Raw genomic sequence first — 19800 nt, 5'->3', positions numbered from 1 at the left:
CCCGGATTCCGGCCGTCCGCCCAGCAACGCCCACCTTTTCCGACCCCTGTCGTGAAGCTCACGCGGGCTTTGCATAGGCCATCGCGGGCACAGCGCTCTAAAATTGGGTTACTTAACGGTAGTTAGCGTCTTGGGGAGTGAGCGTCTTGGCGGGTTCGACCGATTTCGACCTGTACCGTCCGGCCGAGGAGCACGAGATGCTCCGGGAGACGGTGCGTGCGCTCGCCGAGGCGAAGATCGCCCCGCACGCGGCGGCGGTCGACGAGGAGGCGCGCTTCCCTCAGGAGGCGCTGGACGCCCTGACCGCGGCGGACCTGCACGCGGTGCACGTGCCCGAGGCGTACGGCGGCGCGGGTGCCGACGCGCTGGCCACCGTCATCGTGATCGAGGAGGTGGCCCGCGTCTGCGCCTCGTCCTCCCTCATCCCGGCCGTGAACAAGCTGGGCTCCCTCCCGGTGATCCTCTCCGGCTCCGAGGACCTGAAGAAGAAGTACCTGGGCCCGCTGGCCAAGGGCGACGGCATGTTCTCGTACTGCCTCTCCGAGCCCGACGCGGGTTCCGACGCGGCCGGCATGAAGACCAAGGCCGTCCGCGACGGCGACTTCTGGGTGCTCAACGGCGTGAAGCGCTGGATCACCAACGCGGGCGTCTCCGAGTACTACACGGTCATGGCCGTCACCGACCCGACCAAGCGCTCCAAGGGCATCTCGGCCTTCGTCGTCGAGAAGTCGGACGAGGGCGTCTCCTTCGGCGCCCCGGAGAAGAAGCTCGGCATCAAGGGCTCGCCGACCCGCGAGGTCTACTTCGACAACGTCCGCATCCCCGCCGACCGCATGATCGGCGAGGAGGGCACCGGCTTCGCCACCGCGATGAAGACCCTGGACCACACCCGCATCACCATCGCGGCCCAGGCCCTCGGCATCGCGCAGGGCGCCCTCGACTACGCCAAGGGCTACGTCCAGGAGCGCAAGCAGTTCGGCAAGCCGATCGCCGACTTCCAGGGCATCCAGTTCATGCTCGCCGACATGGCCATGAAGCTGGAGGCGGCCCGCCAGCTCACCTACTCGGCCGCCGCCAAGTCCGAGCGCCTCGACGGCGACCTCACCTTCTTCGGTGCCGCGGCCAAGTGCTTCGCCTCCGACGTGGCGATGGAGATCACCACGGACGCGGTCCAGCTGCTCGGCGGCTACGGCTACACGCGGGACTACCCGGTGGAGCGGATGATGCGCGACGCGAAGATCACGCAGATCTACGAGGGCACGAACCAGGTCCAGCGCATCGTGATGGCGCGGAACCTGCCGTAGCGGTCATTGCTCCACACGTCCGGCCCCGATGCGCGCATCGGGGCCGGACGTGTGTATGTGGCGGGGAGACCGAGGTCGGCTCACTCCCCGGCGAAGACTTCGTCGATGGTGGCTGCGGTGGCGGCGCGGCTCAGCCACTGGCGCAGGAGCTGGGGGTCGTCGCAGCTGGTGATCTTCTCGCGGGTCTCGTCGGGAAGGTCGATGCCGCGTGCTTCGAGGACCAGCAGGATGCCTTCCGCCCGGCCTTCCGCCCGGCCTTCGTCCCGGATTTCCTCCGACATGAAGGACTTGTAGAAAGAGGTGTCCACGGCCACCAGGTTCCTCCACTGTTGTGCGGCCGGGCGGTTGCCCAGGCCCTGTGCGGTGAGTTCGACGATGGGGTCGGCGATTGCTTCCGGTGTGTCCCGCAGCGCGGCGGACAGGGTTTTCAGTATGGCACCGACGTCCGGATTGTCGGCGTGTGTGATGGCGGCCAGGGTGGCGAGCGCGAGGTCCTTGCGGGCCTCGGCCACGTCGGTGATGACCGGCATGTTGTGCGGCCCCGCGACGAGGGGGTTCAGGGTGAGTGTCTGCCATTGACGGACCCCGATGGAGATGGGCCGCGCGGCCCATTCAGCGGTGGCCTGATCCTGGCAGACGACCAGCAGCAGGATGGGTAACCCGTACCTGTTGTGGAGGTAGCTGACGTAATACGGCCAGCTGGCTGTCTTGCGCGGGTCCTTCTTGCCCTGGGCCTCAATGGCGAGAACGAAGGATCCGTCATGCTCTGTTTCGATGCGCAGGAGGGTGTCCACCCGGCGTTCGACAGGGCGGGCCTCGGTGAGGTCGGTGGGCAGGGCGGTGGCCGAGGTGGGTGGTGGGATGTCGACTCCGAGTACTTCGGAGACGCGGGAGAAGAGGCCGGGGTACTCCTGGAAGATGCGGTGCATTGCTTCGTGGGGCGAGCTGACCATGGAGGTCCGTTCGGGTTGTGGGTGACGTTCCGGTCAGGCGGCTGTGCCGAGGTCCGACCGGCAGTCGCGGCAGTGGCCGGGGTGGCGGGAGCGGTAGGCGCGGTCGCAGCCGTCGCAGTTCTGGAGCGGGATGACGATGACGCCGGGGCGTGCGAGTGCGGCGACATCCTGCGCTCCCGGGAGTGGTGGTGGCAGGAGCGTGGTGATGCGGTGGCGCAGGAGCTTGGCGGGGTGTTTCAGGGGGCTCGGGAGGTCGGTGGTGAGGGCGTGGCGGACGGTGTCGGGGTGTGCGTCGCGTTCGAGCCAGGTGGCGACGCCGGGAGCGAGGGCGTGGATGTCGTGCTCGGAGAGGACCAGTTGAGGTGCGTGGCGGCGCAGGTCGGCGAGGAGCGCGGCGGCCACGCGCTGGAGCTTCGGCGTGAGTTCCTGGGGCTGGGGGAGCGGTGGTGGCGGCGTTGTGCGTGCGGTGGGGGCCGGGACGAGGACGGGGGTGGGCTGCGGTGTGGGTGCCGGGGGTGGGGTCGGAGCCGGGTGCGGTTCGGGAGCGGTTGTGCGTGGTGGCGGTGGTGTGGGTTGTGGGGTCGGCTTGGGGGTCGTACGGGGGCGGGGAGCTGTTACGGGGCGGCCGGCCGCGCCCGGCTGGTTGTACGAGGCGGTGCGGGTGACGATGCGGCCGTCGGCGAGGCGTACGCGGCTGCGGTGGAGGTAGCCGTGGGCTTCCAGCTCGCGCAGGGCGGCGGCGATGCGGGTCTCGCTCTCGGGGAAGCGTTCGGCGAGGCGCTTGATGCCGATCCTGGCTCCGGCGGGGAGCGACTGGATGTGGGCGGCGAGCCCGATCGCGGCGAGGGAGAGGCCGCGGTGCTGGGCGAGGTGGTTGCCGATGACGGTGAAGCCCGCGGCGTGCCGGAAGTTGATGTGGATGACACCGGATGACGGCGTGGCGTCTCCGGGTACGGGGGACGGGCCGTGCGAGGGCACGGTAATCTGCGGGGTATCCATCGGGAAGCTCCTACTTCCTCGGTGGTCAGGCCCCCGGTTGAGACTGCGAATCTCGTCGGGGGCCGTCGCATGTCTGGAGTTGTCGCGGCGAGCATATGCCAGCCAACCCGTATGAAATCCAGCTCAGTTGCCCCATGTCACCCGCGTGAGTGACGGCGACGGGACCGGGGTCGGGTTTGGGTGGGGAGGGTCATTTCCCCGAGTTCTTTAAAGCCTTATGCGTCGTGGAACGCGGGGACGTGGCTCACCGGGTCGTGGGTTTCCGCGACCCGGTGAAGGGGGTGCGGTGCGAGGTCGATCTCGGCCCAGACGGTCTTGCGCGGGACAGGTCCGGAGTCGACGCCCCAGCGGTCGGCGAGCGCCTCGACGATGAGGAGTCCGCGTCCGTTCTCCGTGTGCTCGTCGGGGACGGACGCGACGGGCAGGCGCTCGGCCCGGGTGTCGGTCACCTCGATCCGCAAGAGCTCACCGTGGTGGACGGTGATGCCGAGCCGGAAGTCCCGGCCCGGCACGCGGCCGTGGAGGGCGGCGTTGGCCGCCAGCTCGGCGACGACCTGCGCGGCCCGGTCGCAGGCGATGCCCCAGTCGCTCAGATGCGCCGTGGTCAGGAGGCGGGCGAGCCTGGCGCCCCGGCGGGTGGGGGAGAGCAGCACCGTGAACTGCCGGGCAGGAGCGGAATGTTCGGTTCGGGTGATGTGTTGGTTCACGCCGCTCAGCGTGGCCGTGGCTGCGTACCGTGAACAGCGACGAGCCGCTTGCGTACGGCGATTGTCCAGGGCTTGTCCAGTGCTGTCCCGGCTGTCCGGAGTGACGTGCCGGGGACGTCAGGGGTTGGGCCGAGAACGGCAGACGCATCGGAAGTGGGGCACGGATGAGCGTGGATGAGACCGGTACGGAACACGGCGACGCCGGGGCGGACGAGCCGGGCTGGGACGTCGATCCCGATGACGAGTCGGGGGCGGCCGTGGTCGCGGCGGTGGGCCGCCAGCTCAAGGCGTGGCGGGAGGCGGCGGGGCTGCGGGCCGGCGAGTTCGGGATCGCGATCGGGTACGGGGAGGACCAGGTCTACAAGGTGGAGGGCGGCCGTCGCATCCCCCGGCCGGAGTTCCTGGACAGAGCGGACAGCGTGCTCGGGGCGGGTGGAAAGCTCGCGGCGATGAAGCAGGACGTGGCCGAGGTCCGCTACCCGAAGAAGGTGAGAGACCTGGCGAAGCTGGAGGGGAGGGCCGTCGAGCTGTTGGCGTACGGGGATCACAACCTGCACGGGCTGCTTCAGACGGCGGAGTACGCGCGGGCGTTGTTCGAGATGCGGCTGCCTCCGTACGAGCCGGATGAGATCGAGCGGGCCGTGGCAGGACGCATGGCGAGGCAGTCGATCTTCGAGCGAGCTCCCGCTCCCTCGCTCTGTTTTGTGCAGGAGGAGGCGACGCTGAGGCGTCCGCTCGGGGGCAGAATGGTCCTGCGCAGACAGCTCGAACACCTGCTGTTGATCGCCCAGTTGAGGAATGTCGCGATTCAGGTCATGCCGACTGCGCGAGAGGAGCACGCCGGAATGCACGGGGAGACGCAGGTACTGAAGTTCAAGGACGGGACGGCCATGGGGCGCTCGGAAGGGGCGTTCAGTGGTCGGGCGGTCTCCGACCCGAAGCAGCTCCGAATCCTTGAGCTGCGGTGTGGCATGATCCGGGCCCAGGCTCTCACTCCACGTGAGTCGTTGGCCTTCATCGAGCAACTTCTGGGAGAAACATGATCAGCGAGCTCTCTGTCAGGAGCGACATCGGTCATGAGCTGGAGTGGCGCAAGAGCAGCTACAGCAGCAACAGCAGCGAGGCCGACTGCGTGGAGGTGGCCACCGCCCCCGGCGGGATCCGGGTGCGCGACTCCAAGGACGTCCAGGGCCCCCGCCTCGCCTTCACCTCCGCCGCCTGGGCCGGCTTCGTCCCCTACGCTGCCGAGCGCTGATCCCGCTCGGCGGCCGGCCCTGCCGGGGCGGCCCCTGTCAGTCCTCCTCGTCCTCCCCCTCGAAGCGGTCGTAGGCCGCCTCCGTGCGGGCGCGGAACATCGCGGTCCCGCGGTCGTCGCGGAGGATGATGTCGTCGTGCGCGTACCAGCGTGAGCCCTGCTGCTGGTTGGTCGGGTACTCCGGGAGCGGCAGGAGCCGGAAGGTCCCGGTGATCTCCTCGGGCAGGCCGGTGTCGCCGTCGGAGGTCACCCAGCCCATCAGGTCCTCATCGGCGAACAGTGCCTCGGACAGGACGATCTCGACGAACGCGACGCTGACCCGGCCCAGCCACGCCTCCCAGTCGTCGGCGGTGGGCCGGACGAGGTCGGCGCGTATCACCACCGGCGGGTCGTCCTGGTCGAGGTCCGTGACGCGTATGCCCCAGTAGGCGCAGGACTGGTTCTCGACGCGGAAGACCAGTACGCCCCGGTCCGCGTCGAGGTAGAGGTCCTCCGGGGCGAGCAGGGAATCCTGGTTGTCCGTCAAGTCGGGGCGGCGGCCCAGTAGTCGGTAGGCCTCGCGCAGTGCCACGGGCAGCGGAAGGCCGAGCCGGGCCTGGGCCGCGTCGAGTTCGGCGGGGGCACGGCCGTCGGCTTCGGTGAGGGGGCTCTGGGTCCAGTCGCGGGCGAAGGCGCGGATGAAACGCCATGCCGCCTGCCTGTCGGGCCGTTCGCCGACGGCGGCGTCGAGGGCGTCGAGATCGAGTGCGAGGTTCGGGAGCGATGGTTCCTGGGGCATGCGTGTGACTGTAGGCGCCGCCACTGACAAGGCTCCGCGCCCCGCTTCCCGTATTTCCCCCACCCTCCGGCCACGGTCTCGGCACACTGGGTGCATGAGCGATCACCCTCAGGCGCCGCCGGATCACCTCGTCATCAACGTGCAGCACCGGGAAGACCCGGTGTCCCTGGTCACCGAGGCGGACGCGTTCGCCGCTTCCCGGACGTACGGGAACATCGTGGTCCGGGGGCCGCTCTTCGGCGTCGCCGAACAACGCCGTGGCGAGCGGCCGCGATGGCGGCTGCTGACCGACATGAACACCGGCTATCCGCAGGACGCCCGCGACGCGCTGAACTCCCATCTCTGGTTCAGGGCCAAGGACGAGACGGACGACCCCGGGGAGCGGCGCACCCTGCTGGACGCGGTGGCCCGGCTGGAGACCGAGCCGGTGAACGAACTGACCGTCGGCGACACGCGCTACCGCATCGTGCGCGCCGACGAGTTCGCCCGGACCGGCGCAGGGCGCCTGGAGCCGCCCAGGCCCACGGACGTCGACTCGGAGGGCTGGGACCTGTCGGCGCAGACGCCCTCCACCACCAAGGGCTTCGTCGTCGACCACGCGGCGGCGGTGGGGCTGACGGAGGGCCTGGAGCGGATGGGCCTGGTGCCGGTCTCGTACACCTCGGAGCGCTTCCCGCCCGATGTGCTGGCGGATTCGCAACGGGCGCTGCGGACCCATCCCGGCCTGGTGCTGCTGCCGGTCGTCTTCCGGGTGATGGAGCGCGAGGAGAGGTCCTGGTCGATGGCGTCGAGCCAGCACCCCACCCCGCAGGACGCGCGGCGTTCACTGGTGTACCAGCTTCAGACGTTCCTGCCGCTGTCCGAGGAGCTCGACGAGCGGGAGGCCGCCGTGTACGCGCGGGCGGCGGAGGCGTACATGCGGCGGCTGCGCCCCAACGAGCTGAACGTAAGGGGGCGCCGCTTCGAGATCGCCCGGATCGAACGGATGATGCGCGTCGGTCCCGCCGGCCCGGAAGGCCCGCGGCGCTCCGACATCGACGACCAGGGCCCCACGAAGATCCACCCCACGATGGACGAGTGGGGCAACATCACCCGCGGCGAATGAGCGGACAGCGGCAGGGCCCGGACGGTTCGCCGTCCGGGCCCTGCCGCTGTCCGCTCTCGGTGACGGTTCGCCGTCAGTTCTCGGTGACGGTGACCTTCTCGTCGTTCTTGAGCTGCTCCACCAACTGCTTCACCTTGGCCTTGTCCCAGACCACGTTGCCGTTCCTGAAGCCCGACATCGGCATGTTCATCGACTTGCCGTCGCCGCCCGTGACGTCCTTCATGGCGAAGAACATCTGGCTCAGGGACCAGAGCGACATGTCCTTGTCCACGACCAGAGTGTCCAGGCCGGCGCCCATCGTCGGGTACAGCTTGAACGGGTTGAGGATCGTGGACGGCGTCGCCGTCTGGCTCGCCAGCGCCGCGAGGAACTTCTGCTGGTTCTTCGTACGGGCCAGGTCCGCCTGGGCGAAGGCGTAGCGGGTGCGGACGAAGGCGAGGGACTGTTCGCCGTTCAGCGTCTGCTTGCCCGCCTGGAAGTCGGCGCCGGACTTCTTGTCCTTGAAGGCCTTGGGGATGTCCAGCTCCACGCCGCCGATCGCGTCCACGATCTTGGCGAAGCCGCCGAAGCCGATCTCGCAGTAGTGGTCGATCCGCAGCCCGGTGTTGAACTCGACGGTGCGGACGAGGAGTTCGGGGCCGTCCATGGCGTACGCGGCGTTCAGCTTGGTGAAGCGGCCGCGACCCGGGTAGAGCTTGCCGGAGTCGGAGCCCTTGAACGAGGGGATCTCGACGTCGGAGTCACGGGGCAGGGAGATCAGCGTCGGCCCGTTGGATCCGTCGTGCAGGATCATCATCGAGTCGGTCCGCTTGCCCTCGGCGGAGCCCGTGTGGAGCTTCTTCTTGTCCTCGGCCGTCATGCCCTCACGGCTGTCGGAACCGACGATCAGGTAGTTGGTGCCGTCGCCGCCCTCCGGCCGCTCGATGACCTTGGAGAGGTCCACCTCGCGCTTGAGCTTGGAGTCGGCCCAGAAGTACGTGCCTATGGAGACCCCGAGAACCACGACCACCAGGGTCAGCGCGCCTATCTTGATCCGGCGGCGCCAGTCGGGCGCCGGGCGCCCCTGCGTGTGGCCGCCGTCACCCGGGCCGCCACCGTGGCCGTTGCCCGGGCCGCCGGCGTTGCCGCCGCCGTAGACCTGGCCCGTGTTGTACCCGCTGTCGTACTGCCGGCCACCGTTGTCGTAGCCGCCCGGCTGCTGGGGGATCGGCCGCTGCCTCGGCGGCGCGGGGGGCCGCTGCGGGGCGGGGCGCCGCTGGACGTGCGGCATCGAGCGGGCGCTCTCCGGCTGCTCACCGGCGCTGCCCTGCCCGTAGCGGTTGCCGCGGCGGTTGTCGTCGGACCATCCCTCGGGCCAATCGTTCATGCGAACCAGTGTGCAGGCCGGACGCACCGCTATTACAGGGGGTCCGGGAAATCGGGTCAGGGCTGTTGCCAAGCTGATGCATTGCTGCCGGGCGGAAGCCCCCGCATAAGGTGGACGGTATGACAGATCAGGCCCCGCGCCCGGAGGGCGACATTCCGGGCAAGCCGACCGCCGCCTCCCGGACCACCCTCAGCCACATCATGACCGGCAGCGACACCAATCTGCTGGGTACCGTGCACGGTGGTGTGATCATGAAGCTGGTCGACGACGCGGCGGGTGCCGTGGCCGGCCGGCACTCCGGCGGCCCCGCCGTGACGGCCTCGATGGACGAGATGGTCTTCCTGGAGCCGGTCCGCGTGGGTGATCTCGTTCACGTCCGTGCCCAGGTGAACTGGACCGGCCGCTCCTCGATGGAGGTCGGCGTCCGGGTCATGGCCGAGCGCTGGAACGAATCCACCCCCGCCCAGCAGGTCGGCAGCGCCTATCTGGTGTTCGCCGCCGTCGACGCGGACGGCAAGCCGCGCCCCGTACCGCAGGTGATCCCGGAGACGGAGCGCGACAAGCGGCGCTACCAGGAGGCGCAGATCCGGCGCACCCACCGCCTCGCCCGCCGCCGCGCGATCAGGGAGCTGCGCGAGAAGCGGGCGGCCGAGGGCATCGAGGACTGAGCACCGAGGGGACTACGGTCGCGGGCAGGCCACCTGGTCGCCCGTGACCGTGCCGAACTCGCCGTTGTCCGTCGCCTCGGCCCGGACCTGCCGCACCTTCTCGAAGTCCGCGCCCGCCGTCACCCGCATCGTGGCCCCCTGCCCCCGTACCGCCCGCAGCTCGGCCCCGGGCAGCGCCGCCGCCAGTGACCTCGCGGACCGGTCCCAGCGCGGGTCGTAGCTGATCAGGGTGTGTCCGGCGCTGCGCGGCTCCCCGTTGAGCGGGGCGCGGGTGGTGTCGAAGCCGGTGGCGTGCAGCGCGTCGTCGACCGTCCTGCCGAGACCGTCCTTCGGGGTGCCGTTGTAGACCTGGACCCGGACCTGCCGGGGGTCGACGTCGACCGTCTCCGCCTTCGGCCGCCCGGACCGCATGGGGGCGAGCGGCTTGTCCTCGCGCAGCGCCCGGAAGAGCTTCTCCGACTTGGCCTCGTCCCACTTGACCGTCGAACCGATGCCGCTGACCGGGTAGGAGACGTTCCCCATCGGTACGGAGGCGAACTCCGAGGAGGCCGGGGAGAAGCCGCGCATCGCCTGGCCGAGCTCCAGCATCTGCTCCGTACCGAACCCCTTGTCGGCCCGTACCGAACTGAGCATCGTCGAGGCGACGTCCCGGAACTTCACCGGGTTCAGCAGCACACCGTTGCTGGTCGCCCGCTCGATCAGCGAAGCCAGGAACTTCTGCTGGCGCTGCATCCGGCCCAGGTCGGCGGCCCCGTCGATGTGCCGGGACCGTACGTACTGAAGGGCCTGCCCGCCGTTCAGCTCATGGGTGCCCGGAGCGAGGTCGAGACCGGTGTACGAGTCCTTCAGCGGCCGGGTCGTGCAGATCTTCACGCCGCCCAGGGTGTCCACGGTCTTCATGAAGCTGGTGAAGTCGACCTCCAGATAGTGGTCGATCTTGACGCCCGTCATGTGTTCGACGGTCCGCACGGTCAGGTTCGGCCCGCCTTCGGCATAGGCGGCGTTCAGCTTCACCGGGTGCGCCGCGTGCGGCTCGCCCGTGGTCCGGTCCCGGTGCTCGGGGACCTCGGCGTAGCTGTCGCGGGGCAGCGAGACGATGCTCGCGCGCTCCCGGTCCGCCGACAGGTGCACCAGCATGATCGTGTCGGTGCAGTGGCAGGGCGCGCCGCCGAGCCGGTACTTCTCCTTCTCCTCGGGGCTGATCCGGTCGCGGCCGTCGGTGCCCACCAGCAGCAGGTTCATGCCGTTGCCGGCGCGCGGCCGGTTCTTCATGTCCTTGAACGGGTCGATCCGGTCGATCCCGTTCTCCAGATTGGTCACCACCGCGTGGCCGACCCCGCCGGCCCCCAGCACCAGCACGGACAGGCCGGTCACCATCCGCATGCCCCAGCGTGGTCGCTCGTCCTGCTTTCTGGACCTGGGCCGGGGCGGAATCGCGTGGGAACGCGACGGACCGGGGGAGCGGTGCAGTGTGGGCACGGGGGAGACCTCCGCGGTGCGAGGGGGACCGTTCGCACAGTAGGTCCATATGATCAACGGCCCGGTGCGCGACCCGGCGGGGCGCGCCGGTGTCCCCCATTCGCGGTAACGCGGCGGCCGGACAGAGCCGCCCCGCGGGGTGCGAAACCCCCGGCGCCCGAGGACCGGCGTGTCTGCCGCGCGGCGCCCCTGCGTCGCCGTCCGAGCCGCAACCATGTGGGGCCCTCCGGCGCGCCGGAGGGCCCCACGTGCGTCGTGTCCCGCTACCAGCCGAAGCCCGGCTGGATGTCCATGCATGCCTTGTTGTCCTCGCCGTTGAGCGCCCGGGCGCTGTCCGGCGTCTTCTCCTCGGCGGACGACACGGGGTAGTCGCCGTCCTCGCGCCAGTCGGCCCCCACGGTCAGCGTGATGCCCGAGACGTCGGCCGACTTCTTCACCGCCGTCAGCGGGATGCCCAGTGCCTTGGCGACCGCCTGGGCATTGCCCTCCATGTCCACGGTGGGAAAGAGGATTCCGGTTCGCTTCGTGGCCTCGGTGCTCTGCCCGTCGACCTTGGCCTGGTCGAAGCCCTTACCGACCAGCAACTGCTGGACGGTCGTGGCGCGGCCCTTGGCCGCGTACTCGGTTTCGGTGCCCGATCCGTTGCGGACGGTCACCGGGGTTTCGGCGGGGGACGCGGTGGGCTTCTTGGCGGCCGATTTCTTGCGCTTGGACGCCTTGCCGTCCAGCGGGATGTCGTCGCGGACCATCTGGAAGAGCTGCTCGGCCTCACCGGGCTTGGGCAGCACCCGTTCCTTGAGCGTGCCCGTCCCGTAGACGTTCGGCATCGTCGTCATGGTGATGCGCTTGGTGGGCACCTTCTTGAGCTCTTCCGCGAGGTCGTAGAGCTTGTTGACCGAGCCGAGTCCGTTCTCGCCCTTGTCGACCGTCAGCGCGTCCGTCGCCGCCTCGGCAAGGCCCATCAGCTTGCCCGGGTCGGTGAGTTTGGTGCCCTTGCGCAGCTCACGGACCATCGAGTTCATGTACATGTGCTGGGCGTGGGTACGGCCGAGGTCGGTGCCGTCCTCGAAGCCGTAGCGGGTGCGCAGCCACTGGAGGGCCTGCTTGCCCTTGATCTTCGTGGTGCCCTTCTCCAGCTTCAGCCCGGAGCCCTTGCCGGTGCTGGTGTGCGAGTAGACGTTGCCCTTGACGCAGACCGGGACGCCGCCGATCGCGTCCGCCATCGAGATCACACCGGAGAAGTCGATCATCATGAAGTGGTCGATGGTGATGCCGGTGAGCTCGTACCAGGTGGCCACCGTGCAACCGGGACCGCCGCGTTCGAGCGTCTCGTTGGTCATCTTCAGACCGATGGGCGCGGGGTAGACGTGCTTCGTCTCCGGGTTGGTGCACTTCGGGATCTTCAGCATCGTGTCGCGCGGCATGCTGATCACCGACATGTTGCTGCGGTCCGCGGAGAGGTGGACCAGCATCTGCACGTCGGCCAGGGGCGGTGCGCCGAAGGTGTCCTTGGCCCCGCCGAGCTTCTGGTTCTCCTTGGAGTCCCGCGCGTCCGAGCCTATGAGCAGGATGTTCATCGGGGTCTGACCGGCGGCGTTGGCCTTGTGATCGGCCATCTTCTTGTCGCCGAGGGTCAGATCGGCCTTCTTGAGATTGCCGTTCAGGTGCTCGATGTAGAGGTAACCGGCGCCGGCGCCGCCGATTATGAGCAGCGCGGTCACCGACGCGACCCAGCGCAGCACCCGGCGTTTGCCCTTCCTGCCGTGCCGCTTCGGGCCACCGCGCCGGTGCCCGCCGTCCTCCGGGGCGCCCCGGCGCCCACCACCGCCGGAACTGGTCTCCTGTTCCGGCGACCCCTCGTGGAGACCGCCGTCCCGGTCGGGCCGACCGGCCTGCCGGACGCGTGGCCGCGTCCCCTCCCCGGGTATACCACTCCGTGTCACCAGGACCCCCCAGCTGCTCAGACTCGTCGTTCCGCGCAGTGACCCGGTGTCACTTGGCGCACTCTGCCTTGTCGGCGTTTGCCTGCTGAATGTCGTCCGGCACCTTCGCCGGTCCGGTGATGGGAGTGCCCGCGGCCTTGAAGTCGTCCCCCAGCGTCAGCACCATCGCCTGAAGTCCCTCGGCGTCCGTGGTGCCCTTCTTCATGGCGGAGCCGGGCAGGCCCATCATGGCGGCCAGGGCGCGAGCCTGGTCCGCCTGGTTCGGCGCGTACTCCAACGTCGTCTTCGCGACCTTCGCCGGGGCGTTCGCCTTGTTCGTGGACTTGAGTACGCCCTGATCGTTCTGCAGCCAGGCCACCGTCGCCTGCGCGGCGCCGGGGACCTTGCCGCCGTTGTACACATCGACGCGCACGTCGGCGGCGGCCGCCTTGGAGCCCTTGAGGAGCGCGTCCTGCTTGCTCTTCGCGGCCTTCTTCTTCGACTTCACCTCGGTCAGTGAGGTGTCGTCGCGCATCATCGCGAACAGCGCGTCCGCCTTGGGCGGGTTCAGTACGACGGTGACCGGCGTCTTCTCGGCCGGGTTGTCGAGCACCGGCACCGTGGTGAAGGTGATGTTCTTGGTGTTGACCTTGCTGAGCTCCTGGGCCAGCGAGGCCAGCTTCTTCCCCGTGCCGATGCCGGTGTCGACGGTGAGCGCGCTGGTCGCGGCGTCCGCCAGCTTGTACAGCTTGGTCGGGCTGGTCAGGGTGTCGTCCGACTGCATCTGCCGGATCATCGAGGCGATGAACTGCTGCTGGACCTTGATCCGGTCCAGGTCGCCGTGGTTGCCGAAGCTGTGCCGGGTCCGTACGAACGCCAGGGCGTCCTCGCCCTGGATGAGGTGCTCGCCCTCCGGCAGGTTCAGGTGCGAGTCCGGGTCCTTGACCGGCTTGGCCAGGCAGATCTTGACCCCGCCGACCGCGGTGGACAGCTCCTTCACCGCGTTGAAGTCGACCATCATGAAGTGGTCGACCTTTATGCCGGTGATCTCCCTGACCGTCTCCATGGTGCAGCCGGCGTTACGGCCCTCCTGGCCGAGGCTCTGGTTGAAGCGGACGCCCCGGGTGCCGGGGACGACCTTCTCCGATTCGTCCGGCTGCTTGACCTTGCAGTCCGGGATGTCGGTGATCAGGTCGCGGGGGATGCTCAGCGCCGTCGCGTTGGTGCGGTCCTCGGAGACGTGGAAGAGGATGTTGGTGTCGGCGTGGCCCACGCTGCCCTTGTCGCCGTAGCCCTCGTTGCCCTTGCCGGTGCGCTTGTCGGTACCGATGATCAGGATGTTGACCGGGGCGTTGTTGTCGAAGACGTTCTTGTTGCCGGCCGAGCCCACGTCGACCGTGCTCAGGTTGCCGTTGAAGTGCTGGTAGAGCGCGTACCCGCCCACCGACAGGCCGACGAGCACGAACGCCATCGTGCCGCCGGTCCACAGCAGCACCTTCTTGCGGCGGGCCTTGGGGGCCTTGCGGCTGCGGCGCCCCGCCGGAGCGGAACTCTCCTGGTCGCGCGGGCCGTTGGCCGAACGGCGGCTGCGCTGCCCCGGCACGTCGCGCCTGGGCCCCGGGTCCCGGTCGTCGCGGGCCGGGCCCCGGCGGCCCTCGCGGGAGGCACCTCTGCGCCCGCCGGCACTGTCCCCGGCGGGCCCTCTGCTATTGGGAACACGCGCGCCGGAAGCACGGGAAGACTCTTCCGAATCCCCTCCGGAATGATTCAGTCGCAGTTCGTAATCACCGGTGTGCGGGTTGAGTACCCACTGGTCTGCGGGGTCGATTCCATCCGCCCGCCCACGGCTTTGCGCATCCACGGTTGCTTGAGTCCTCCGTCGGTGCCACGCGAGGCGCCTCCCCCGACCAGGCGCTCGATCTTTCGCTCCAGAAGTGCGCGGCCGGGAGGCCGGCAGCACCGGATCGCGTCACACTATCGGCCCAGTTCGACGTCGAGCGACGTGCGTGACAAATTCCACGGTCCTTACAACTGGTCATACTGCTCATTACACGCCGATCACCGGCTTCTGCTTGGGAATTGCTTTACTGCTTACACAGGTCAGCCGCCGCGTTGTTGCCCGAATAGGTCGGTGTGGGAGTGGGGCCGGAAGCGTCCGTCGTATCGGTCTCGGCATTGTTTTTCCCATTGTTCTTCTCGTCGTCATGCTTGAGCCGGTCCGCCGGGACCACGGCGACCGGATCGTCCTGGCGCAGCCGCTTGAAGAGCCGGTTCGCATCGGGCTGCACGAGTTCGTCCCGGTTCCGGTTGGCGGCGTACGGCTGCCGGGGCACCGTCAGGAACTGCACCTTGTCGGTCGGCACGTTGCGCATGCCGCGCACCAGCTCGTACAGGTCCTTGAGGCTGTCCAGCCCCGGATCGGTGGTCAGCGCCTTGGTGGCCGCGTCCAGCACCGGGTAGAGCCGGGTCGGATTGAGCAGGACGCCGTCGCTCTGCACCTTGTTCACCAGCGCGCCCAGGAACTGCTGCTGGCGGTCCATCCGTTCGGTGTCACTGCCGTTGCCGATCGACTTGCGGGCCCGTACGTACCCCAGCGCCTGCTCGCCGTCGAGCGTCTGGCGTCCGGAGGGGAGCTTCAGATGGGCGTCGGCGTCGTCGACCGGCTTCTTCAGGCAGACCTCGACCCCGTCCACGGCGTCGACCATGTCCTTGAAGCCGTTGAAGTCGACGACCATGTGGTGATCGATCCGGATGCCGGTCATCTTTTCGACCGTACGGATCGTGCAGGCGGTGCCACCGAACTCGAAGGCCCAGTTGAACTGGGCGAATTGCTTCTTCGTGGTCGTACCGTCCGATTTGTGGCAGACCGGGATCCATGTCATCAGATCGCGTGGCAGGGACATCGCGGTGGCGCTCTTCCGGTCCGCGGCGAGGTGCAGCAGGATCGTGGTGTCCGAGCGCTGGCTGCCGCCGTCGTCACGGCCGTACTTGCGGTTGTCGCCGGCCCGGCTGTCCGAGCCGATGAGCAGGATGTTCTCCGCGTCGTGCACCACGGAGACGGGCCGCTCCCGCTCGTACGCCTTGAGTTCGGCGGCCGCGGAGGTGTCGGTCCTGATGTTGCCGTCGAGCTTCTTGTACAGCCACCAGCCGACGCCCGCCGCCACCAGGACGACGAACGAGGCACCGAGCGCGGTCCAGCGCAGCCAGTGGTGCCGGTGGCCGGCCGCGGACAGGGGGGTGGCGCCGGATGGCGGGGTGGCGCCGGGTCCGTCCCCGGGTGCCGGGGTGGTGCCGGATGCGTCCCGGGGTGTTGGGGTGGTGCCGGATGCGTCCCCGGTTGCCGGGGGCGCATCGGATCCGTTCCCGGACCGTGGCCCGGTCCCGCCCGCCGCCGATTCGTCGGAGTCGTCCGGCGGGCCGGCGCTTTCGCTCACGTCTGCGTCCATCCTTCACGTTCGGCGGCGCGTCGGGCCGCCGGTCGCAGAAGTAGACGGCTGAACCTCACGCTTGGTTGTGTCTCCGGTGGTCCGTAACGCCGATCATGTACCGGAGTTGACGCGAAGCCCCGGGGACTCGGCCCGTCTTGGGCCGGACGAGTGGCCCTCAGGGTGCTTGTCATACCGCGTTGTTGGTGACCCGTTCACTCTCGACGCGCTTCGACAGCCCTTCCTCGTCCAGCTTGTCCAGGTGCCGGCACAGGACCACGGACCCGCCGGCGGCCAGCGGTGCGAACAGCCCCGCGCTCAGCCCCTCCCAGGTGTCGTACGAACGCCCCGTGAGCAGCCGCGATCCGGCGGCCAGGCCGAGCGCGTCCGCATCCTCGCGGGCCCGCGCCACCAACTGCGCCGACGTCAGCTCCACCCCGTCCACCGCCAGCGCGGGGGCGTCCGGGTCCACCGGCGCGAACGGCGCGAACCGGTCGCCCTGTCCCGGCACCTCCACCGCGTAGTCCGCGAAGCCCTCCGGCGCCTGCGGGAACCTGCCGCCCAGCGGGCGCAGTGCCAGGGCGACCCGCTCGCCGCGGCAGGCCCGGGCGGCCTCCAGGGTGTCCGGGCCGCTGACGACGAGGTCGGCGCCGGCCGGGTCGCCCTGCACATCGGCGATCACGCCGACCGAGGAGCAGGCGAGCAGCCAGACCGCGGACTGCCAGTGCGCGGGCAGCAGCAGCGCCAGCCGGTCGCCAGGCTCGGCGGCGAGATCGCCCTGGAGGAGATTGGCGGTCTTGGCCACCCAATTGGCGAAGGTGGCCACCGACAGTTCGACGCGTTCTCCGGTGGCGTCGTCGTAGAAGGTGACCAAGGGGCGGGCCGGGTCCACGGCGAGCGCGGAACGCAGCAGGTCGGCGGGGGTTCGGTCGGTGGCGTTCATCCGCGCAAGATTACGCGGCGGCGGCGGGCCCGACAGGAGCGAAGGGCGCCTGCCGCACCGGTTCGGCAGACGGGCCGTCAATTGCATGGATCCGTCCGGGGTGGCCGGAGTTGCATGAGTATGCCCAGGATTATTCGTATGCGTGCCTTCATTGCATCCTCGATCGGTGTCACCTGCGCGGCCGTACTGGCACTGCCGTCGGCCGTGCCCGCGGGCGCCGCCCCCGACACCCGCACCATCCCCGCCGAGTCCGCCAGGCCCGTCGACGTACCGGGCTCGACGCAGTCCCTGCCGATGCGGACCCTGTCGGCACCGTCCGGCCGGTCCACCGGCGAACCCACCCGCGCGGCCGCCCCCGAACAGGGGCTGCCCGAACGCGAGGTCCACCCCTTCTCCCTGGTCGGCGTCGTCTGGGACGACGCGAACGCCGAACTCCACGGCACCGTCCAGGTCCGCACCCGCGCGACCGGCACCGGCGCCTGGTCGGACTGGCAGGACCTGGAGACGCACAACGCCGAGCACTCCGCCGACCCCGGCACCGCCGAGCGCGACTCCGGCACGGTACGGGGCTCCACCGCCCCGCTCTGGGTCGGCGACTCGGACGCCGTCGCGGTCCGGGTACGCCCCGAGGCCCCCGACCCGCAGGACCGGCCCGGCTCCGCCGTACCGCTGCCCGCCGGACTGCGCCTCGAACTCGTCGACCCCGGCAAGGACCCGCAGCAGCTCCCCGCGACGGACACCGGTACAGCCGTCGCGGCGGCCGGCGCGGTATCCGAGGCGGGCGCCCAGGGGCAGCCCGCCACCACCGCCGACGGACGCACCGCGGCCCTCGCCCCGAGCGTGCTCCCCGCCCTCAGCAAGGCGCGGTCCGAGGCACAGGGCGAGGCGGAGGCCGGCCTCGCACCCGGCACCCGGCCGTACATCGGTCCCCGTCCGCGCATCGTCACCCGAAAGGGCTGGGGCGCCGACGAGAAGCTCAGGGAGCGCAAGTTCGTCTACACCAGCAAGGTCAAGGCCGCCTTCATCCACCACAGCGCCACGGGCAACAACTACAAGTGCTCCCAGGCGCCCTCGGTCCTGCGCGGCATCTACCGCTACCACGTCAAGAGCAGCGGCTGGCGCGACATCGGCTACAACTTCGTGGTCGACAAGTGCGGAAACGTCTACGAAGGACGGGCCGGAGGCGTCACCAGGGCCGTCCTGGGAGCGCACACCCTCGGCTTCAACAGCAACAGCATGGGCATCGCGGTCCTCGGCACCTTCACCAAGTCGAACCCGCCCGCCGCCGCGGTGAACGCCGTCGCGAAGCTCACCGCCTGGAAGCTCGGCCTGTTCGGCGCCAACCCGCGCGGCAAGGTAACCCTCGTCTCGGGCGGCAGCAACAAGTACAAGAAGGGCAGGAAGGTCAAACTCAACGTCATCTCCGGCCACCGGGACGGCTTCGCAACCGAATGCCCCGGAGCGCGTCTCTACAAGAAACTCGGCTCGGCCCGGACCAGCTCCGCCAAGCTCCAGGGCCGCTGAACGACGAAGTCTGCTGCGGGCCGCTGACCGGGGACGACCGAACCGGTCTGCATACACTGGCCAGCCGAAACCAGGCCAGGCCCCAGCAGGAAGCAGAGTCAGTGCTGTGACAGAGGCAAAAGAAGCGATCCTCCTGGTCGGCGGGAAGGGAACCCGGCTGCGCCCGCTCACGGTGCACACGCCCAAGCCCATGGTTCCGGCAGCGGGCGTTCCGTTCCTCACCCACCAGCTGGCGCGCGCCCGGGCCGCCGGGGTCGAGCACATCGTGCTCGCGACGTCGTACCTGGCAGAGGTCTTCGAACCGTACTTCGGCGACGGCTCGTCGCTCGGCCTGCACATCGAGTACGTCACCGAACACGAACCGCTCGGCACCGGCGGGGCGATACGCAATGTCGCGTCCCGGCTCACCTCGGGCCCGGACGACCCGGTGCTCATCTTCAACGGCGACATCCTCACCGGCCTGGACATCCGGGCCCTGGTGGCCTCGCACGCCGAATCCGGCGCGGACGTCTCCCTCCACCTCACCCGTGTAGAGGACCCGCGCGCCTTCGGACTCGTCCCCACGGACGGCAGCGGCAGGGTCACCGCGTTCCTGGAGAAGCCCCAGACGCCCGAGGAGATCGTCACCGACCAGATCAACGCCGGGGCGTACATCTTCCGCCGCTCGGTCATCGACACCATCCCGGCCGGCCGCCCGGTCTCCGTCGAACGCGAGACCTTCCCCGGACTGCTCGCCGCCGGAGCGCACCTCCAGGGCATGGTCGACTCCACGTACTGGCTGGACCTCGGCACCCCGCAGGCCTTCGTGCGCGGCTCCGCCGATCTGGTCCTGGGCCGTGCCCCGTCCCCGGCCGTGCCCGGCCGCTGCGGCGAGCGGCTCGTGCTGCCGACCGCCTCCGTCTCCGACGACGCCAAACTCAGCGGCGGTACGGTGGTGGCGGAGGGTGCCCTGATCGGTGAGGGGGCCCGGATCGACGGCTCCGTGATACTCGCCGGCGCGGTCGTCGAGCCCGCCGCCGTGATCAAGGACTCGCTGGTCGGAGCAGGGGCCCGGATCGGCAGCCGTACGGTGCTCACGGGCGCGGTCATCGGGGACGGGGCCCGGGTCGGCGCCGACAACGAACTGCGCGACGGCATCCGCGTCTGGTGCGGGGCGGTCCTCCCGGACGCGGCGGTCCGCTTCTCCTCCGACGAGTAGCTGGGGAGTGGCCTGCGGGGATCGTGGAAGTGGGCGGGTCGGGGAGTGGCCTGCGGGGATCGTGGAAGTGGGCGGGCTGGGGAGCGGCCCACGCGGACCGTGGAGGTGCGCGGGCAGCGGGACACCGGGCGCAGCGCTTACCCTCGACAGGCACCCCGACGACCGAGGACCTCA

The 19800-nt window shown here is 69.7% G+C and carries 17 protein-coding genes; 7 read left to right on the top strand and 10 right to left on the bottom strand.

Annotated features, from left to right (window positions below):
* The first annotated feature begins 146 nt into the window (after nt 1–146).
* Complete coding sequence (locus ACGF8B_RS22195) at nt 147–1304, top strand: acyl-CoA dehydrogenase (protein ID WP_342282166.1); 1158 nt, start codon at nt 147–149, stop codon at nt 1302–1304.
* Nucleotides 1305–1384: 80 nt separating this feature from the next.
* Here the strand turns inward: ACGF8B_RS22195 and ACGF8B_RS22190 are convergent, their stop codons facing one another.
* The 3 genes from ACGF8B_RS22190 to ACGF8B_RS22180 all read right to left on the bottom strand — a co-directional run bounded on the left by ACGF8B_RS22190 (nt 1385) and on the right by ACGF8B_RS22180 (nt 3963).
* Nucleotides 1385–2257, bottom strand: a complete 873-nt coding sequence (locus ACGF8B_RS22190) for a hypothetical protein (RefSeq protein ID WP_392741122.1) — start codon at nt 2255–2257, stop codon at nt 1385–1387.
* 33 nt (nt 2258–2290) lie between these two features.
* Nucleotides 2291–3256: a helix-turn-helix domain-containing protein gene (locus ACGF8B_RS22185; protein WP_392741119.1), complete on the bottom strand. Its 966-nt coding sequence runs from the start codon at nt 3254–3256 to the stop codon at nt 2291–2293.
* A 215-nt stretch (nt 3257–3471) separates the two neighbouring features.
* Nucleotides 3472–3963 (bottom strand): ATP-binding protein, encoded by a 492-nt coding sequence (locus ACGF8B_RS22180; RefSeq protein ID WP_392741116.1) that lies wholly within the window; start codon nt 3961–3963, stop codon nt 3472–3474.
* 164 nt (nt 3964–4127) lie between these two features.
* On the opposite strand from ACGF8B_RS22180, the gene ACGF8B_RS22175 reads away from it, so the two are divergent.
* Nucleotides 4128–5006 (top strand): helix-turn-helix domain-containing protein, encoded by an 879-nt coding sequence (locus ACGF8B_RS22175; protein WP_392741114.1) that lies wholly within the window; start codon nt 4128–4130, stop codon nt 5004–5006.
* Nucleotides 5003–5218 carry a DUF397 domain-containing protein gene (locus ACGF8B_RS22170; RefSeq protein WP_392741111.1) on the top strand — a complete coding sequence of 72 codons (216 nt, stop codon included), beginning with the start codon at nt 5003–5005 and terminating at the stop codon, nt 5216–5218. The genes ACGF8B_RS22175 and ACGF8B_RS22170 overlap by 4 nt, the downstream gene beginning before the upstream one ends.
* Nucleotides 5219–5255: 37 nt before the next feature.
* Here the strand turns inward: ACGF8B_RS22170 and ACGF8B_RS22165 are convergent, their stop codons facing one another.
* Nucleotides 5256–5996, bottom strand: coding sequence for an SMI1/KNR4 family protein (locus ACGF8B_RS22165; RefSeq protein ID WP_392741109.1), 741 nt, complete (start codon nt 5994–5996; stop codon nt 5256–5258).
* Between the two features lie 94 nt (nt 5997–6090).
* On the opposite strand from ACGF8B_RS22165, the gene ACGF8B_RS22160 reads away from it, so the two are divergent.
* Complete coding sequence (locus ACGF8B_RS22160) at nt 6091–7101, top strand: DUF5954 family protein (protein ID WP_392741106.1); 1011 nt, start codon at nt 6091–6093, stop codon at nt 7099–7101.
* Between the two features lie 73 nt (nt 7102–7174).
* Here ACGF8B_RS22160 and ACGF8B_RS22155 read toward each other — a convergent pair whose 3' ends face one another.
* Nucleotides 7175–8467 (bottom strand): LCP family protein, encoded by a 1293-nt coding sequence (locus ACGF8B_RS22155; RefSeq protein WP_392741103.1) that lies wholly within the window; start codon nt 8465–8467, stop codon nt 7175–7177.
* Between the two features lie 119 nt (nt 8468–8586).
* Here ACGF8B_RS22155 and ACGF8B_RS22150 point away from each other — a divergent pair, with 119 nt between their 5' ends.
* Complete coding sequence (locus ACGF8B_RS22150; protein ID WP_266732430.1) at nt 8587–9135, top strand: acyl-CoA thioesterase; 549 nt, start codon at nt 8587–8589, stop codon at nt 9133–9135.
* 12 nt (nt 9136–9147) lie between these two features.
* Here ACGF8B_RS22150 and ACGF8B_RS22145 read toward each other — a convergent pair whose 3' ends face one another.
* The 5 genes from ACGF8B_RS22145 to ACGF8B_RS22125 form a co-directional block, all read right to left on the bottom strand.
* A complete protein-coding gene (locus ACGF8B_RS22145; protein WP_392741099.1) occupies nt 9148–10518 on the bottom strand; it encodes an LCP family protein in 1371 nt (456 codons plus the stop codon).
* Nucleotides 10519–10877: 359 nt separating this feature from the next.
* Nucleotides 10878–12557 carry an LCP family protein gene (locus ACGF8B_RS22140; RefSeq protein WP_392741096.1) on the bottom strand — a complete coding sequence of 560 codons (1680 nt, stop codon included), beginning with the start codon at nt 12555–12557 and terminating at the stop codon, nt 10878–10880.
* Nucleotides 12558–12606: 49 nt separating this feature from the next.
* The gene (locus ACGF8B_RS22135) at nt 12607–14397 is read right to left on the bottom strand and encodes an LCP family protein (protein ID WP_392741093.1); all 1791 of its coding nucleotides are present in this window, start codon (nt 14395–14397) and stop codon (nt 12607–12609) included.
* A gap of 223 nt (nt 14398–14620) precedes the next feature.
* Nucleotides 14621–15982 (bottom strand): LCP family protein, encoded by a 1362-nt coding sequence (locus ACGF8B_RS22130; protein ID WP_392741090.1) that lies wholly within the window; start codon nt 15980–15982, stop codon nt 14621–14623.
* A 169-nt stretch (nt 15983–16151) separates the two neighbouring features.
* Nucleotides 16152–16904 carry a TIGR03089 family protein gene (locus ACGF8B_RS22125; RefSeq protein ID WP_392741087.1) on the bottom strand — a complete coding sequence of 251 codons (753 nt, stop codon included), beginning with the start codon at nt 16902–16904 and terminating at the stop codon, nt 16152–16154.
* Nucleotides 16905–17042: 138 nt separating this feature from the next.
* Between ACGF8B_RS22125 and ACGF8B_RS22120 the strand changes: the two genes are divergently transcribed.
* Together ACGF8B_RS22120 and ACGF8B_RS22115 are read left to right on the top strand one after the other, a co-directional pair.
* A complete protein-coding gene (locus ACGF8B_RS22120; protein WP_392741084.1) occupies nt 17043–18428 on the top strand; it encodes a peptidoglycan recognition protein in 1386 nt (461 codons plus the stop codon).
* A gap of 106 nt (nt 18429–18534) precedes the next feature.
* Nucleotides 18535–19626 carry an NDP-sugar synthase gene (locus ACGF8B_RS22115; protein WP_342284879.1) on the top strand — a complete coding sequence of 364 codons (1092 nt, stop codon included), beginning with the start codon at nt 18535–18537 and terminating at the stop codon, nt 19624–19626.
* Nucleotides 19627–19800: the final 174 nt, after the last annotated feature.

The organism is Streptomyces sp. NPDC047917 (assembly GCF_043204345.1).
In the GTDB taxonomy this organism is placed as follows: Bacteria; Actinomycetota; Actinomycetes; order Streptomycetales; family Streptomycetaceae; genus Streptomyces; species Streptomyces sanglieri.
The sequence above is the reverse complement of the archived record's forward strand: the minus strand, read 5'-3'. Positions and strand labels throughout refer to the sequence as shown.